This window comes from Fulvimarina thalattae (assembly GCF_040239565.1).
GTDB lineage: Bacteria > Pseudomonadota > Alphaproteobacteria > Rhizobiales > Rhizobiaceae > Fulvimarina.
Genome location: NZ_JBEHWS010000022.1, coordinates 20424 through 35533, shown reverse-complemented (window position 1 = coordinate 35533; position 15110 = coordinate 20424). Strand labels below are relative to the sequence as shown.

Sequence of the window (15110 nt, the reverse complement as noted above, 5' to 3'; positions counted from 1 at the left end):
CACAGGGTAAAGGGAGCCAGGATCGTCTGCCCGCACCGGGCGACGCTCAATCAGAACGTGATCTTCCTTATGAAATCCGTGAACGAAGAGACAGGCGCCCTCCCGCGGAAGCGGGTTCGTTCTGCGCCCATTCCGGTCATTCCGAGCAATATAGACATCTTCTCAAGAGCGGACATCAAAGATAGCCAGCGCCGACCTGATTGATCTTTATCCCGTTGCCTTTGTGGCCGGCGACCGAAAGAGGCAACGAAGGTGAGGTTTCGACCGGAACGGCGACGTTCTTACGGGATAGGCGATTAAAACACTGCGGTCTTCAAGGTTTTTCGGGGCCGTATTTAGTGCGAGAGATGAGCCAAGGAGAATATTCATGGCCCGCGATCCCCAGAACCGCCTATCCGCAACCGCCCCAGCCGCAGCAGAAGCAGGTGCTCCCCGGCGTGACCGCAGCGATGGAGCCCGTTCCTGACCACGGCGAAGAGAGCTACAGGGGCTCGGGCAAGCTCGAAGGACAGGCGGCGATCGTTACTGGTGGAGATTCTGGCATCGGCCGCGCTGGTGCCATCGCCTTTGCCCGTGAGGGAGCTGACGTGCTCGTCTCCTATCTCGACGAACATAACGATGCCGAAGAAACGGAGACCTGGGTTGAGAAGGCCGGCAAGCGCTGCGTGCTGCTGCCAGGCGACGAGAAAAAAGAAGCCCACTGCGCTTCGATCGTCGAGCGGGCCGTCTCGGAGTTCGAACGGCTCGATAGTCTCGTTAACAATGCGGCCCATCAGAGGGTAATTGCTAATTTCGAGGATCTCTCGGCCGAAGAGCTCGATGTCACCTTCTGCACGAATGTGTTTTATGTTCTTCATGACAAAGGCGGCGGTGAAGCACATGAAGCCGGGCACGACCATCGTCAACACCAACTCGATCAACGCCACCGATCCGTCGGCCGGTCTTTTACCTTTTGCCGCCACGAAGGGCGCGATCTACAATTTCACTGGCGGTCTGGAGCACCGGCTGATCTACCGAAGCATCCGCGTCAACGGCGGCGCGCTGGGGCCAATTTGGACGCCCTTCATCGCTGCCACGATGACCGTTGAAAAGATTAAGTCTTTCGGCTTATCGACGCCGATCGGCCGGGCCGGCCACCCGGCGGAACTCGCGCCAGCCTATGTCTATCTGGCTTCCGACGATTCAACTTACGGTACCGGCGAGGTGATCGCTGTGACAGGCGGGCGCCTTATACTTTAAACGCATAAGGCTAGACTGCGCCCCGTTTGGACTGCACGGGCGATATAGCCGATGCCTCATAGGCATCCGCCTACGAGTTAAAACTGTGTCTAAAACGTAGGATCGCTCGTTGTTACAGGTTGCAATCTTCAACTCCTTGCAACCCCAACGCCGTTGGTCGAAGGCCGAGAAGGTTCGCCTATTGGAAGAAGTGGAGCAGCCCGGGATGAGCGTTGCCTTTGTTGCCCGTCAGGCCGGGGTAGCCTGGCCGACGTCGTCGGCTGCCGGTGTCTGTGCGCATCGCCGAAAAAAGTCAGGCCATTTTGATCCTGTCGAAGGCCAGTGCTTCGAAGCGCGAGCTACGATGGCGGAAGACGAGGCGATGGCTGTCGTCCATCAGGTCATGAAGACGAGCGGTGAGAAGAAACGGCTTCATGGAAACATCGTCGAAATCGCGATGGTGATGGAGGAAAACGAGGCGTCCGCCGAGAGCGACAGCTTTTTTCAGAAGGGACAGCATGTCCCGTAATTCGTTTTCCCGAAGGTAGTAGAGCACCTCTGATGTCACGATCAGATCGAATGGGCCCCGCGGAGTTCTTTCTGGAAGAATGGCCTGCTCCAGGCGCACGCGCGGCGAATCTGCGTGCCTGATCCATGCTTGTTCTAGGGCCGTTTCCGAGCCATCGACCGCCGTCAATCGCAGGCATTTCCGAGCAAGAAAAGAGGTCGTCTCTCCATTGGCGCAACCAAGTTCGAGACCCCGTCCAAACATTCTCTGGCCGACCGCTCTCATCAGGATGCCGCGCTTGTGGCGTTCGAACCGTGATGTTCTGTAGTCCCAAGGGTCCGGGTCGCTGGCGAACAACGCCTCGAACCCTTCAACGCCGATTGGCTGCTTCATCCTGCCAGTAGGTCTCCGTTGGACCCGTCAGGCGGGCAATTATCACAGCTTCAAGCCGAAACCCTGTAGGATCGTCTGAGATCATCGAGGTCGTCTGGGTCCGGTGTTCGGCGACGGCGAAGCGTTTGAGGTGAGACCTGGTCGACACGTCGAATTCGAGTCGCATCATCTCGCCGGGGCGTGGATGGTCCTCCGGTGTCCCGAACTCATCGAGCCAGATTGCATATTCCAGCCGCAATGCCTCGCATTCGGTCGCCTTCATCGCCGCCGTCACAAGCTGCCACGAAGCCCGATGATCACAGTGTGGATCGCGCCGCCAAGGCAGTAGAACGAGCTCCGGCTCGAACGCCTCGACGATCCTGCCGATGCCTTCGCACACGCTGCGCCACTCTGTTGTATCCGGCACCGGCATGTTCGCGTCCCGAAGACGCAGGAATGTGCGTGGCATCTGGCCGAGGCCAAGCGCATCGAGGGCACGGCATGCTTCGACTTCGCGTTCCGCTGCGAGGCGCGGTCGCGGCCAGTTATCGGACTTGCTGTGCGAGGCGCCGCCGTCGGTCACGAAAAGCGTGTGCAACTGACGGCCGTCTGCGGCGAGGATGGAGGCCAGTCCACCGCATCCGAGGGACTCGTCGTCAGGATGCGGCGCGACTATCAGGATGCGGCGCGCCTGAAGTGAACGTGGGTCATGCGCTGTCGTCATGATCTGCCCACTCGACCGGGTGCCCAGTCGCCGGCCGCAATGGCTTTGCCCAATGAACGCAAGGCACCGTCCGGATTTGGTTGTCGCAGATAGGTCCGCAAGTCACGGATACGCCGCTCCAGAGGATGAGGCCTGTTGAACCCTGCCGCCCCGACGGCTCGTTCTGCGTCTTCAAGAACCGCGAGCGCAGAAGCCTCGATTGACGAGCGGGTGGCCTGCGAAACGGCTACAAGGCGACGCCCGGCTGCGATATCGTCAGGATCGGAAGCTGCCGCCGACCAGGCGTGGGCTGCCTCGGCGATCCATCCATAGGCGCTATCAACGGCGATTCCCATCTTCGCCAGACGATGCGCCTGATAAGGATCGTCGGCGCGTCCAGTGCGTTTCAGATGAGCAAGGGCGATATCGAAAACAGCGTGCAGGCCGCCTGTCTGGACGGCTGCGAAACGGATCGCGCCGCCGCTGAACCAGGGCTCGCGGGTATAATCGCCGGCCCGCCCGAGGCGATGATCAGCCGTCACCTCGAACCCGGTGAAGTCGACGACATGACTGCCTGATCCGCGCATTCCCATCGGGTCCCACCAGCTCCGGTCGACCGGAAGATCAGTCAGTGGCACCAAAAACATTTGGCGGCCGCCGTCGCTCGGCACGGTCACGATGGCCCGGTTCAAACCGTCGACGCCCGAAGCAAAATTCTTGGCCCCACGCAACGCTCCGTCAATTTCACGCAGAGGTCGATCGGGCGCGTCTGTGTTCCACACACCGAACCAGTGTCCGCCATTTGCAGAGTTGCCGATCAACGCGCGCTGCCGTTCGGTGCCGAAGCTTTTGATCAACAAGAGAGCGTTGACATGGCCTTCGTAGATACGTCCGACACTCAAGTCGCCGCGTCCGACTGCCGCCAGAAGCTGCAAGAGGGTCAGCACGTCTGCCGGGTCGAGCGGGGGATGTGAACCGAGGGGGAATTTCGACAGGAGAGAAAAGCTTGAATGAGGGTAGGCCGCTTCCTGCTCATAGGCGGCCGAAAGAGCTGAAAGGCCGTCGGACAGCGCCAGCGCTTCGCTCTCTATGAGAGATCTATGCCGCATCGACGGATCTTTCCTGATTGGCGATGATCGCCCGCAACTCTTGAATCGCAATCTCGATATCGACGGTTGCGGGTGCGTCCGGTTCGTCCGGCGCAAACCGTTGCACCAGAACTTCGGGTGCGAGAAACTCTCCGGTCGCATTGCGGAAATCATCGAGCCGCAGACCGCAGCGCGCTGCAAACTGAAGGCCGAGGCTCGCGCTCGACTGGCTCACCTTGCGCAACATGCTTCGACGCAGGGCTCTTTCCACGATCGCCTCCGGGCCTTCGACCAGATAGGGTCGATCGGTTTCCGCGTCTTGGACCCATGTCGCCAGAGTGTCGGCCATGCCGCCCGGCGCCCGTCCCTTGGTTCGGGCCGAGACTTCGACCCAGACCGACGGTGAATGGCGAAGTCTGTATCCGGCATCACGAACCCGGGAGACGAATGCGAGATCCTCGCGATAGGGCAGCGCCGGCAGGCCTCCCACCGCGTCGTAGACATTGGCGCGAACGGCAAGGCTGGCGCCGGTGTGGTCCCGATGGCGCGGCCATGGGTCATGCTCCACCGGATCGAGGAGGCTCATCACCCGGTCGCAAAGTTCCGCGTACAAAAGATGAGAGGCGGCACGTGCGACGAAAGCCTGTCCGAGCAGGGCTTCCTCGCGCTTGTCTCCCACGATTCGCCCTCCCACGATGTCCGCTCCAGCGCTGATCGCCAGAAGGTTGGCATCGATCCAGCGTTCGGTTGGCACGGCGTCGGCGTCGGTCGTCAAGAGAACCGATGACATCGAAGTCCTGCATAGGGCACGCGCCAGTTCCAGAGCCAACCGCCTCGCTGTTCCGACATGCGCGAAGACCGCAGGCAGCGTCAGATCGACGAGATGGACCCGAAGACGCGTTCCGAGAGCTGCTTCTTCGATGGCACTTCGCGAACGGTCGGCAGTGTTGTTGAGGACGACGACCATGTCCAGCGAGCGATCCCCGACCGCCAGCCAGGTCTGAGAGGACAGGGCTCGGATCAGACGGGGGATGCGCTCTTCCTCGTCCTTGGCGGGTACGGCGACCACGGGATGTAAGTCCGCAGTCGCCGCCCCCTCGCTCGCCAGAACGAGAGGTCCTGATGCCGAATTAGACAGCATCGACCTTATTCTCACGCGGCCAGTAGCGAAGCTCCCGGCACAATGTCACGAAGGCTTCAGCATCGCCGTGAGACTCGAGGCTAAGACAACCGTCATCGAGATCATCTTTGACACCGGCTTTTTCGAGCAGCGCTGTCGCCTCCGGCGAATAAGCGATGAACTTGCAGTGGGCGAAAGCGTCGGTAACAAAATCTCTGGCCGTCGCTTCCTTCGAGAGAAGGCTGGCTCCATCCTTCGAGACCAGAATTGCGACGGCGTCGTAGAGCATGGACGGGCCACCGTCGATCTTCTGCTGGCCTTCGATCCAAGTTCCGTCGCTTGCTTCCACCCCGCCGACCATCGGTGCGACGATTTCAACCATCGTCCCTTCGCTCTTGGCGGCGCTCATGACACCGTCGAGGAGTTTCGCGTCGACCCCGTCGGTTACGAGAATGCCGATCTTGCGACCCTTGAAACTCTTCGGCCCATTCAGCAGGATCGAGAGCTTGGGCGAAACTTTGAGGTCCGTTTTCGTCGGTCTCGCTGCCTTGGCCGGTTCCGGCATCTCCTTCAGGCGCAGGCCGTTTGCGACTGTCTGTGCCAGCCCTTCGTCGACGTTGAGAAGGTGGGAAACGATGCGCGAGCGTATCGCCGGCGTCTCCACCTTGGACAGCTCAAAGGTGAAGGCGTTGCCGATGTGAACCTGTTCGGTCTCGGTCTGCGACAGATAGAACTGCCGTGCCTGGCTATAGTGATCGGAAAAGGTCTCGGAGCGCTCACGCCTTTTTTCACCAGATAATTCCGAAGGAAAGGTTCGAAAGCCGTTCTCGGGATCCTCACGCGGACCGCCCGCTTCACCGCCCCAGGAATTCGGTTCGTAATTCGCACGTCCCTTCGGGTTCTTCATCGACATATGCCCGTCCTGCTGAAAGTGACGAACGGGGCATCGTGGTGCATTGACCGGAATATGCGTGAAGTTCGGGCCTCCTAGCCGCTTAAGCTGGGTGTCGAGATAGGAAAAATTGCGCCCCTGAAGCAGTGGATCGTTCGAGAAATCAATGCCGGGAACGACATTGCCGGTCTGGAATGCGACTTGTTCGGTCTCCTGGAAGAAATTCTCCACGCAGCGGTCGAGCGTCATCTTGCCGACAATACGTATTGGGACCGCTTCCTCGGGAATGATCTTGGTCGCGTCGAAGACATCGAAATCGAAAGTTTCTGCGAAATCCTCGTCAAAAAGCTGAAGGCCAAGTTCCCATTTCGGGAAATCGCCGGACTGGATCGCATCGCACAGATCGCGGCGGTGGAAGTCGGGATCGGCACCGTTTAGCTTCAGCGCTTCGTTCCAGACGACAGATTGCAGTCCCTGCTTGGGCTTCCAGTGGAACTTCACGAAGGTCGACTTGCCCTCGGCATTGATCATGCGGAAAGTGTGTACACCGAAGCCTTCCATGAAGCGGAAGGAGCGCGGGATCGTCCGGTCGGACATGATCCAGAGCGCCATGTTCATTGATTCGGGCGTCAGCGAGATGAAGTCCCAGAAATTGTCGTGCGCGGTTTGGGCCTGAGGGAAACCGCGGTCGGGCTCCGGCTTTGCCGCGTGGATCAGATCGGGAAACTTGATCGCATCCTGGATGAAGAACACCGGGATGTTGTTGCCGACAATGTCCCAGTTGCCATCCTTAGTATAAAAGCGAGTGGCGAAGCCGCGCACGTCGCGCGCGAGATCCGCGGAGCCCTTGTTGCCGGCAACCGTGGAAAACCGGACGAACATCTCGGTTTTTTCGCCGGCCCGCTGAAACATGTCGGCCTTGGTGATATCGGCTAGCGACTCGTAAGTCTCGAATGTCCCATGTGCCCCGTAGCCCCGGGCATGGACGACACGCTCGGGGATGCGCTCGTGATCGAAGTGGAAAATCTTCTCGCGGAAATGCTGGTCTTCAATGAGCGTCGGGCCACGCACGCCGGCCTTTAAAGAATTTTGGTCGTCCGAAACGGGAGTGCCGCCCTGCGTCGTCATTGCCGCGACGTCGCCACCGGCAGTCTGGTGAATCTCTCCGCCACCGCCGGTGTGCCAACCTCGATCGGAGCGAGACCTATCGCCAACTTTGCCAGATTTTTTTGACATCAAATTTCTCTTTAAGTTCAATTAATTAGATCTCGACTTAAACGCGTGCGTTCGGGAAAGGACCGGGCATCCAAAACTTAATTCAGATTGCCAGCGAACAATCTGACCGGCCGATTTGTGTCCCGAGAGCAGGTCAATGCCGGTCGGTGGCGATATCAAAAGAAAAAAGCTGCCTACAACTCAGGCGTAATGGCAGGGATGAAGCGAAAACGACGATTGATGCGGCGCATACGAATGTCTGCTTCGTCGACCCGACAGCTGCACGGGGACTGCCTGTAATCGGCCCAGCCCTTCCGGAACTTGCCGGTCGGCGTCGCGCCCATGACAACCGTTCGAACTGTCACACCTTGCAACCGAAAGCGGAATTCCGATCCTTATGAATTAACCGGCCCAGCCTGGCATGTGTAGTGAGTTGGCGAGAAATGCGAGTTCCCCGCGGAGCGTTTCCCGGGCGATCGGTCCGCCGAGGCAGACACGAACGTATTCGCCGGGAGGTCCGGACACGGTGAAGACATCGGATGGCATCAGGCCGAGGGGTCTTCCAGCCATGCGCCCCATCAGGCTGGCGCGTCCGCCTGAGTCCGGCGGCAGGCAAAGCCAGATATTGAAGGCGTGAGGTTCGGCCTTGAAGTCAAAGCCGTTCAGAACCTCTGTTGCAGTCTCCTGACGTGCGGCGCTTTCGGCCCGGATGAAGCGCCGGATGTAGTCGGCTGTGCCGTCCTCGATCCACCGTGTCGCGAGCGCCATCGCAATCGGCGATGCCATGCCGGAGGCCGCTTTCAGCGCCTGTTCCATTGTGATCGCCGCGCGCCCGCTTGGGGCCACGGTATAGGCAAGCCGCAGGCCGGCACCAATACATTTCGCAAGCCCCCCAATATGCCAGATGTAATCCGGCGCCGACACCGCGAGCGGCGCAGGAGCTTTGGGTGGGATGAAGCCGTAGGCATCGTCCTCGATCGTCGGCAGGCGATATTCGTTGATGATGTCCGCAACGGCGAGGCGCCGCGCGGTCGGCATGGTGATCGTGGTCGGGTTCTGAATCGTCGGATTGAGATAGAGGGCCTTCGGCTTGTGGCGTTCGACCTCCTCTACCAGCGCGTCCGGGAGAATGCCGTCTTCATCCATCTCGATGCCGACGAGGTTCAGGCGGAGCATCCGCGCGATCCCTCGAATTCCGGAATAGGTGACGGCCTCGCAGAGGACGGTGTCACCAGGCTCCGTGACGACCGACAGGATCGCGGTCATCGTCGCATGCGCGCCCGGGGTCACTGCGATGCGCTCGAGCTTTGGAACCATGCCTCGCATGGAGAGCCAGGACGAGGCGGCAATTTTGTCCCTGTCGGTGCCTGCGGGCGGTTGGTAGCGCAGCAGCGGAATCAGATTGGCGGACACCACGTCGAGGCCATCCTGCATCTTGGCAATCAACGCCGGGTCGCTTGGTTCCGGCGGCATGTTCATCGACAGGTCCTGTGCATTCATGCGTGCCGGACTGGCATGGTTGCCGGTCGGAGCGCGAGCGGCCACGAATGTCCCACGCCCCACATGGCTTTCGAGAAGCGAGCGCGTTGCAGCTTCCCCATAGGCGCGCGAAACCGTCGTGAAATCGATGCCAAGCGCCTTGGCCAGCCGGCGCTGGGGCGGAAGCCGATCTCCGGCCTTCAGCCGTCCGTTGCGTATATCGGCCTCGAGCGCATCGGCGATGGCGAGGTAGTGCGGCTTGCCGCCTTGCGGCAGGTCCGGTTTCCATTGATCCATGGGGGGTGCCTCCAGTTCCCGGAGATGATAGCGGAGCGATTTCAGAAATTGAAGTGAATTGTATGGAGATTCGAAGAGCATTCATAGCGTCGCCAGAACGAGCGCGTTGATGCTGTATTGAGCACGAAGAAGCCGGTTTCGGAAGCATTCTGAGCTCGACTTGAGCAGTCACGCGGTCGTGTATCAAAATAATTGTATGCATAATAGAATGGATATTGACCGGATTTTCGTTGCACTGCAGCCTGCGTCGGCATTGACCTGAAACAGGAGAGTCCCATGCCGGCAGTCACCGCGGAAGCGCACAAGGACGGCGATTACTTCGTCGATTACGAACAGAAGGTCTTCGAGGACGTCAAGGCCGATCCAGGCGAGAAGGCTCTCGTCACCTTCCATACGGTGGCCTTCGAAGGTTCGATCGGTCTCGTCAACATGCTGAACGCGACACGCCTTCAGCGAAAGGGCTACGAAACGTCTATCCTGCTCTACGGCCCTGGCGTCACGCTCGGCCTGCAGCGCGGCTTCCCCAAGCTCGGCGACGAAGCCTTTCCGGGGCACCAGAACTTCGCCAACAATCTTAAGCGGTTCATGTCCGAGGGCGGCAAGGTGTATGCGTGCCGCTTCGCGCTCCAGGCGCTGTATGGCCATGGCGAGCCGTCGCTTCTTCCCGGCATTATCCCCATCGCACCGCAGGACGTTCTCGACTGCGTGCTTCTGCATAAGAAGGCCAACGCGGTCATCATCGACACCTGGACGGTCTGAGCACCGGTTCTTGCGCTCATCTCGGCCGGACGAGTTTCCAAGGCGGTCCGGCCGCTGCCAGTCTCTTGATTTCCAGTGTTTTACCAAAGCGGATCACGACATGCGAACCGATAAAGTGCGGGCGGCGGCCGTCCAGATCGCGCCGGATCTTTCCGGAAGGGCGGGTACGATCGAGCGTGTCCTGAACGCGATCGCCGAGGCCGGCGAAAAGGGCGCGGATATCATCGTTTTTCCCGAAACCCTTGTTCCCTATTATCCCTACTTCTCCTTCATCCAGCCGCCTGTCCTGCAGGGCGCGCCGCATATGAAGCTCTATGAGGAAGCGGTCGTCGTGCCCTCCGCCGAGACCGAGGCCGTGGCCGATGCCGCCCGACGGCGCGGCGTCGTTGTGGTGCTCGGCGTCAACGAGCGCGATCACGGCTCGCTCTACAATGCGCAACTGATCTTCGATGCAGACGGGTCGTTGAAGCTGAAGCGCCGCAAGATCACGCCGACTTATCACGAGCGGATGGTCTGGGGACAGGGTGACGGGGCCGGCCTCAAGGTCGTCGACACCAAAATCGGCCGGGTGGGCGCACTCGCCTGCTGGGAGCATTACAATCCACTGGCCCGTTACGCGCTGATGACCCAGCACGAGGAAATCCACGTTGCCCAGTTTCCCGGCAGCCTCGTCGGGCCGATCTTCGGCGAACAGATCGAGGTCACCATGCGCCATCACGCACTGGAATCGGGCTGTTTCGTCGTCAATGCCACGGGCTGGCTGACCGACGAACAAATCGCCGAGGTCTCGCCCGACGAGAAGATGCGCAAGGCCGTCAGTGATGGCTGCATGACCTGTATCGTCTCTCCGGAAGGGCGGCATCTCGCCGAGCCGATAACCCATGGCGAGGGCATCCTGATCGCTGACCTCGACATGAAGCTCGTCACCAAGCGAAAGCGGATGATGGATAGCGTCGGCCACTACGCCCGACCCGAACTTCTTCATCTCGTCCACGACGCTAGGCCCGCCGAAACGGTCGACCGTGTCGCCGGTGCCCCTGCCGAGCCAACGCGTCCAGGTCCATCGCGACAGGATGCGCTGGACCTGCCGCAGACCGTAAACTCGGAGACCCTCGATGCGTGAGTCCGATCTGATCAACGATCTTCAGACGCGGGGCATGCGCCTCATCGATACGCGGGCCGGCCACGAAAGCCGGCGCGGTGGGGCAGGGCCGTCCGACCATAAGGCCGTCACGATCGACGGCACTACAGTGATGGTCCCGGTCCACACGGCGCCCGCCTTCGACAGCCCCTATCTTGCCGAAGCGCCCGATGCGGCGGGCCTGTCGCGCGTCACCCGCGACGGAGCGGAGATCGCCCGCATCAGTTTCCCCTCGCGCCCGCGCTTTTACGACCTGACCACCGCGGACGGCATTCCCTACAACAAGATCGCGGTGCTTCACTCGCGGAACGTGCTGGCGACGACGGTGCTGCAAACCTGCATCCGCTACGAGAGCCGCAAGAAGACCTGTCAATTCTGCTCGATCGGCCAGAGCCTTGCGGCGGGCCGGACCATCGCCCACAAGACGCCAGCGCAACTTGCCGAAGTCGCCAGGGCCGCAGTCGAGCTCGACGGCGTGAAGCATATGGTGATGACGACGGGAACGCCGAAGGGACATGATCGCGGCGCTGCGGTGCTCGCCGAGAGCGCCCGCGCGATCAAGGCCGCCATCGATCTTCCGATCCAGGCCCAGTGCGAGCCGCCCGAGGACGATGACTGGCACGAGCGCATGCGCGATGCCGGTGTCGATACCTTAGGCATGCATTTGGAGGCCGTCACGCCAGAGGTGCGCGCCCGCATCATGCCGGGCAAGGCGAGCGTACCGCTGGACAAGTATTATTCGAGCTTCGAGGCGGCGGTGAAGGTCTTCGGGCGAGGTCAGGTCTCGACCTATATCCTCGCCGGCCTCGGAGACACGGCCGACGAAATCCTTCGCGTATCGGAAAAGCTGTGCACCATGGGCGTCTATCCCTTCGTCGTACCCTTCGTTCCGATCTCCGGGACACCGCTCGAAAGCCATCCGGCGCCGACATCGGAGTTCATGGCTTCCGTCTTGCGCCCTTTGTCGCAGATGATTCTGCGGGCCGGCATGTCGGCGGAGACCATTAAGGCCGGCTGTGGACGCTGCGGGGCATGTTCGGCGCTTTCCACCTACGAAAAGCTGAGGGTCGCATGACGATCATTCTTGATCACCAAATCTTCGCCGAGCCCGTCGTACCCTATACTTGTCCCGGCTATTTCATCCGCGCCGCTTCCACACTCTGGGAGAAGACAGGCGCCCAGAACCTTCGTCATCGCGTCTTTGTCGAAGAACAGAAGATCTTCACCGAGCACGACCGAGATGCGATTGACCGCGATGCGACCACTCTTGTCGCACTCTCGACTTATGCCCACGAAGCCGACGAAGTGGTCGGAACCGTGCGTATCCATGAGCCTGAGCCGGGCGTGTGGTGGGGGTCGAGACTGGCCGTCGAGCGGCGCTATCGCCGGGTCTCGCATCTGGGATGCGAGCTGATCCGGCTTGCTGTCTCAACCGCAAACGGCCGCGGTAGCCATACCTTTCTGGCTCACGTTCAGGAGGCGAATATCCCCCTCTTCGAAAGCCTCGACTGGCATCTTGATTACATGGTCGATCTCCACGGTCGACCCCATGGCCTGATGCGGGCGGATCTCGCCTCCTATCCACCGATCGACGATCCCGATACGGGATGGCTCGCGGTCGGCGGGCGAAAGCCCTGAGCCATGGTCAACCCGCATGCGATCGTAGACGCCTTGCGCGAGCATCCCTCGATCCGGGGAAAGCTTGCTATCGGGGCGGCTTGCGGAAAACTCGGGCTCCGTGCGTCTAGTGTGGGCAGACCGGGCGACGATGCGGCGATCCTCGAGCGGGCAGGCGGCTACGATCTTCTGGCCGGTGAGGGTTTCATTCCGCGCTTCGTGGAAGACGATCCCTGGTTCGCCGGCTGGTGCGCGGTGATGGTCAATTGTTCCGACATCGCTGCCATGGGCGGGCGATCGGTCGCGATCATCGATCAGGTCTGGGCGGCCTCTCAAAGCCAGGCGGAACCGATGCTGGCGGGACTTGCCGCTGCGTCTAAAGCCTACGGCGTCCCCATCGTTGGCGGGCATACCAATTTCGGGGCCGCAGGTCTCAATATCGCCGCTACGGTGTTCGGGCGTGCCGACCGTCTGATCACCAGCTTCGATGCGCGGCCCGGCGATCTTCTGATCGCCGCAATCGACCATCGGGGCAGTTACCGGAACTTCGACAATTTCTTTTGCGCGGACGACGCGCCCCTTGCGCGTCTTCAGGGCGATCTGGATCTCTTGCCGGTGCTTGCCGAGGACGGTCTCGTCGCCGCCGGCAAGGACATCAGCCAGGGCGGGATCGCCGGCACCGCTCTGATGCTCGCGGAAATGTCGGGCGTCGGCCTTTCGATCAGCCTCGACCGGGTCGAGCCTCCGGCAGGCGTCGATCTGGAACGCTGGCTCAGGAGCTTTCCGAGCTTCGGCTTCCTTCTCGTCGTGTCCGCAACCCACGAAGCGCAAGTTCTCGCCCGATTTGCCGAACGCGACATCGTCGCCGCCACCATCGGCAAGGTCGAGGCATCGAGCGCCGTCACTTTCATAAGCGGCGATACCGAGGCCCTCTTCTGGGACTGGCGCGCAATTCCTTACCTAAAATCGAAATCCGAAGAGGCGATTTATGCCCGAGGTTAACTTCATCCTTCGCTGGCCCGATGGTGAGGAAGAGCGTTGCTATTCGCCCTCGACCACGATCAAGGAATTTCTGAAGGCCGGCGAGACCTATCCGCTGGCGACATTTCTGGAGCGGGCGCGCGGCGGTCTCAACAAGGCGTCCGCCCGTGTCGAGGAACGCTACGGTTTTGCCTGCTCCTCCGCCATGGACCAGCTGAAACGGATCGAGGCGCGGGCGGCCGATTTTGCGGCGCGCGACGACGCGACCGTCGAACTGGTCTCCATCATTGAAGGAGCACGATGATGGGCGACATCACCCATATCCCAGTCGTCATCGTGGGTGGCGGACAGGCCGGTCTCTCGGTCAGCAAATATCTCTGCAAGGCGGGCATCGAACATGTCGTCTTCGAGCGCTATCGCCGGTTTCATTCATGGCGTATCAACCGATGGGACAGCTTTTGCCTCGTCACGCCAAACTGGCAATGCCGCCTGCCGGACTTTCCTTATTCCGGCAACGATCCGGACGGCTTCATGCCGCGCCATGAAATTGTTGACTATCTCGATGCCTTCTCCGAGAGCTTCGATCCGCCCATCCGCGAAGGCGTCTTCGTAGAACGGGTGAAAAAGTATGGTGAGCGCTTCATCGTCGCGACCTCGATCGGCACCTACTCAACCGATCAAGTGGTGATCGCGACGGGCGGATACGACAAGCCGATCGTGCCGCCTTATGCCGAAAAGCTCGACCCTGCGATCCATCAGATGCATTCACGCGATTTCCGCCGGCCGAGCCAGGTTCCCGAGGGTGCGACTCTGATCGTGGGAACCGGTCAGTCTGGCGTCCAGATCATGGACGATCTCGTTCGCGATGGACGGGATGTCCATCTGGCTGTCGGGCCTGCGCCTCGCTCGCCGCGCAACTATCGCGGTCGTGACGCAACCGACTGGCTCTACGACATGGGCCACTATTCCATGACGATCGACGAACACCCCGATCCGGAAAAGGCGGTGGCGCAAACCAATCATTACATGTCAGGCCGCGATGGCGGCATGGAGATCGATCTCAGGCGCTTCGTTGTGGATCATGGCATCGATCTCTACGGATCGGTTTCTGGCATGAACGGCACCACGATCAGCTTCCTACCGGATCTGGAAAAGAACCTCGACGATGCCGACAAGAGCTATCTCGGCATCTGCCGACAGATCGATGCCTTCATTGAGGCGAATGGCATCGATGCGCCAGCAGCACCTGAATTTGAAAAGGTCTGGCGACCGGAGACGGAGATCGCTGAAATCGACGCTGAGGCGCTCGGCATCACTGCAGTGATCTGGTCGATCGGCTTCAAGCCTGACTATTCATGGATCGACGTCGATGTCTTCGACGATCAGGGACGCCCACAGTTCCATCGTGGCGTCACCAAAATTGATGGCTTCTACTTTATTGGTCTAGGCTGGCTGAACACTTGGGGCTCAGGACGTTTCCTCGCGATCGATGAAGACAGCCGTTTCCTGGCAGAGAATGTCTCAGCACGGAAGATAAGAACATCTATCGCAGCGGAATGAGCGATCGATACATTCAGTTCTCAGTCGAGATTTTTTGAAGACGCTACGCGGTCTGACGCCCTACAAGGTCATCTCCAAGCATGGACAAAAGAGCCGTCCAGTTTCTCTCATAATCCGAACCACCAAACTCCGGGACCGAACATCTAAACGTCAGTCGAAC

The 15110-nt window shown here is 60.4% G+C and carries 14 protein-coding genes and 3 pseudogenes; 11 read left to right on the top strand and 6 right to left on the bottom strand.

The window, feature by feature from the left end:
• The 3 genes and pseudogenes from ABRA89_RS18635 to ABRA89_RS18625 form a co-directional block, all read left to right on the top strand.
• On the top strand, positions 1 to 204 hold a 204-nt coding region (locus ABRA89_RS18635), incomplete at its 5' end, for a hypothetical protein (RefSeq protein WP_349943001.1).
• Positions 205 to 449: 245 nt separating this feature from the next.
• Positions 450 to 1239, top strand: a pseudogene (locus tag ABRA89_RS18630) (SDR family oxidoreductase).
• A 139-nt stretch (positions 1240 to 1378) separates the two neighbouring features.
• Positions 1379 to 1483: pseudogene (locus ABRA89_RS18625) on the top strand (transposase); the annotation flags it as partial.
• 48 nt (positions 1484 to 1531) lie between these two features.
• Here ABRA89_RS18625 and ABRA89_RS18620 read toward each other — a convergent pair.
• The 6 genes from ABRA89_RS18620 to ABRA89_RS18595 form a co-directional block, all read right to left on the bottom strand.
• Positions 1532 to 2119 carry a class I SAM-dependent methyltransferase gene (locus ABRA89_RS18620; RefSeq protein WP_349943000.1) on the bottom strand — a complete coding sequence of 196 codons (588 nt, stop codon included), beginning with the start codon at positions 2117 to 2119 and terminating at the stop codon, positions 1532 to 1534.
• Entirely contained in the window at positions 2097 to 2822 is a 726-nt protein-coding gene (locus tag ABRA89_RS18615; RefSeq protein ID WP_349942999.1) for a PIG-L deacetylase family protein, read from the bottom strand. Before ABRA89_RS18615 ends, ABRA89_RS18620 begins: the two co-directional genes overlap by 23 nt.
• Positions 2819 to 3910 (bottom strand): acyl-CoA dehydrogenase family protein, encoded by a 1092-nt coding sequence (locus ABRA89_RS18610; protein ID WP_349942998.1) that lies wholly within the window; start codon positions 3908 to 3910, stop codon positions 2819 to 2821. Before ABRA89_RS18610 ends, ABRA89_RS18615 begins: the two co-directional genes overlap by 4 nt.
• Positions 3900 to 5030 (bottom strand): glycosyltransferase family 2 protein, encoded by a 1131-nt coding sequence (locus tag ABRA89_RS18605; protein WP_349942997.1) that lies wholly within the window; start codon positions 5028 to 5030, stop codon positions 3900 to 3902. Before ABRA89_RS18605 ends, ABRA89_RS18610 begins: the two co-directional genes overlap by 11 nt.
• Positions 5020 to 7137, bottom strand: a complete 2118-nt coding sequence (locus ABRA89_RS18600; RefSeq protein ID WP_349942996.1) for a catalase — start codon at positions 7135 to 7137, stop codon at positions 5020 to 5022. The genes ABRA89_RS18605 and ABRA89_RS18600 overlap by 11 nt, the downstream gene beginning before the upstream one ends.
• Before the next feature lie 381 nt (positions 7138 to 7518).
• Positions 7519 to 8892: an aminotransferase-like domain-containing protein gene (locus tag ABRA89_RS18595; RefSeq protein ID WP_349942995.1), complete on the bottom strand. Its 1374-nt coding sequence runs from the start codon at positions 8890 to 8892 to the stop codon at positions 7519 to 7521.
• A 276-nt stretch (positions 8893 to 9168) separates the two neighbouring features.
• Here ABRA89_RS18595 and ABRA89_RS18590 point away from each other — a divergent pair, with 276 nt between their 5' ends.
• The 8 genes and pseudogenes from ABRA89_RS18590 to ABRA89_RS18555 all read left to right on the top strand — a co-directional run.
• On the top strand, positions 9169 to 9651 hold the full coding sequence (locus ABRA89_RS18590) for an MSMEG_0572/Sll0783 family nitrogen starvation response protein (RefSeq protein WP_349942994.1): 483 nt from the start codon (positions 9169 to 9171) through the stop codon (positions 9649 to 9651).
• 100 nt (positions 9652 to 9751) lie between these two features.
• Positions 9752 to 10774 (top strand): Nit6803 family nitrilase, encoded by a 1023-nt coding sequence (locus ABRA89_RS18585; RefSeq protein WP_349942993.1) that lies wholly within the window; start codon positions 9752 to 9754, stop codon positions 10772 to 10774.
• Positions 10767 to 11867, top strand: a complete 1101-nt coding sequence (locus ABRA89_RS18580) for an MSMEG_0568 family radical SAM protein (RefSeq protein WP_349942992.1) — start codon at positions 10767 to 10769, stop codon at positions 11865 to 11867. The genes ABRA89_RS18585 and ABRA89_RS18580 overlap by 8 nt, the downstream gene beginning before the upstream one ends.
• The gene (locus ABRA89_RS18575; RefSeq protein ID WP_349942991.1) at positions 11864 to 12430 is read left to right on the top strand and encodes an MSMEG_0567/Sll0786 family nitrogen starvation N-acetyltransferase; all 567 of its coding nucleotides are present in this window, start codon (positions 11864 to 11866) and stop codon (positions 12428 to 12430) included. The genes ABRA89_RS18580 and ABRA89_RS18575 overlap by 4 nt, the downstream gene beginning before the upstream one ends.
• A gap of 3 nt (positions 12431 to 12433) precedes the next feature.
• Positions 12434 to 13411 (top strand): sll0787 family AIR synthase-like protein, encoded by a 978-nt coding sequence (locus ABRA89_RS18570; RefSeq protein WP_349942990.1) that lies wholly within the window; start codon positions 12434 to 12436, stop codon positions 13409 to 13411.
• A complete protein-coding gene (locus tag ABRA89_RS18565; protein WP_349942989.1) occupies positions 13398 to 13694 on the top strand; it encodes an MSMEG_0570 family nitrogen starvation response protein in 297 nt (98 codons plus the stop codon). The genes ABRA89_RS18570 and ABRA89_RS18565 overlap by 14 nt, the downstream gene beginning before the upstream one ends.
• Positions 13691 to 14950 (top strand): MSMEG_0569 family flavin-dependent oxidoreductase, encoded by a 1260-nt coding sequence (locus ABRA89_RS18560; protein ID WP_349942988.1) that lies wholly within the window; start codon positions 13691 to 13693, stop codon positions 14948 to 14950. The genes ABRA89_RS18565 and ABRA89_RS18560 overlap by 4 nt, the downstream gene beginning before the upstream one ends.
• Before the next feature lie 34 nt (positions 14951 to 14984).
• Positions 14985 to 15097: pseudogene (locus ABRA89_RS18555) on the top strand (IS481 family transposase); the annotation flags it as partial.
• Positions 15098 to 15110: the final 13 nt, after the last annotated feature.

Coding starts and splice junctions, on each gene's coding strand:
- ABRA89_RS18615 (WP_349942999.1), bottom strand. CDS start 2,822: ATGACGACAGCGCATGACCCACGTTCACTTCAGGCGCGCCGCATCCTG.
- ABRA89_RS18610 (WP_349942998.1), bottom strand. CDS start 3,910: ATGCGGCATAGATCTCTCATAGAGAGCGAAGCGCTGGCGCTGTCCGAC.
- ABRA89_RS18600 (WP_349942996.1), bottom strand. CDS start 7,137: ATGTCAAAAAAATCTGGCAAAGTTGGCGATAGGTCTCGCTCCGATCGA.
- ABRA89_RS18605 (WP_349942997.1), bottom strand. CDS start 5,030: ATGCTGTCTAATTCGGCATCAGGACCTCTCGTTCTGGCGAGCGAGGGG.
- ABRA89_RS18560 (WP_349942988.1), top strand. CDS start 13,691: ATGATGGGCGACATCACCCATATCCCAGTCGTCATCGTGGGTGGCGGA.
- ABRA89_RS18590 (WP_349942994.1), top strand. CDS start 9,169: ATGCCGGCAGTCACCGCGGAAGCGCACAAGGACGGCGATTACTTCGTC.
- ABRA89_RS18620 (WP_349943000.1), bottom strand. CDS start 2,119: ATGAAGCAGCCAATCGGCGTTGAAGGGTTCGAGGCGTTGTTCGCCAGC.
- ABRA89_RS18595 (WP_349942995.1), bottom strand. CDS start 8,892: ATGGATCAATGGAAACCGGACCTGCCGCAAGGCGGCAAGCCGCACTAC.
- ABRA89_RS18570 (WP_349942990.1), top strand. CDS start 12,434: ATGGTCAACCCGCATGCGATCGTAGACGCCTTGCGCGAGCATCCCTCG.
- ABRA89_RS18565 (WP_349942989.1), top strand. CDS start 13,398: ATGCCCGAGGTTAACTTCATCCTTCGCTGGCCCGATGGTGAGGAAGAG.
- ABRA89_RS18575 (WP_349942991.1), top strand. CDS start 11,864: ATGACGATCATTCTTGATCACCAAATCTTCGCCGAGCCCGTCGTACCC.
- ABRA89_RS18585 (WP_349942993.1), top strand. CDS start 9,752: ATGCGAACCGATAAAGTGCGGGCGGCGGCCGTCCAGATCGCGCCGGAT.
- ABRA89_RS18580 (WP_349942992.1), top strand. CDS start 10,767: ATGCGTGAGTCCGATCTGATCAACGATCTTCAGACGCGGGGCATGCGC.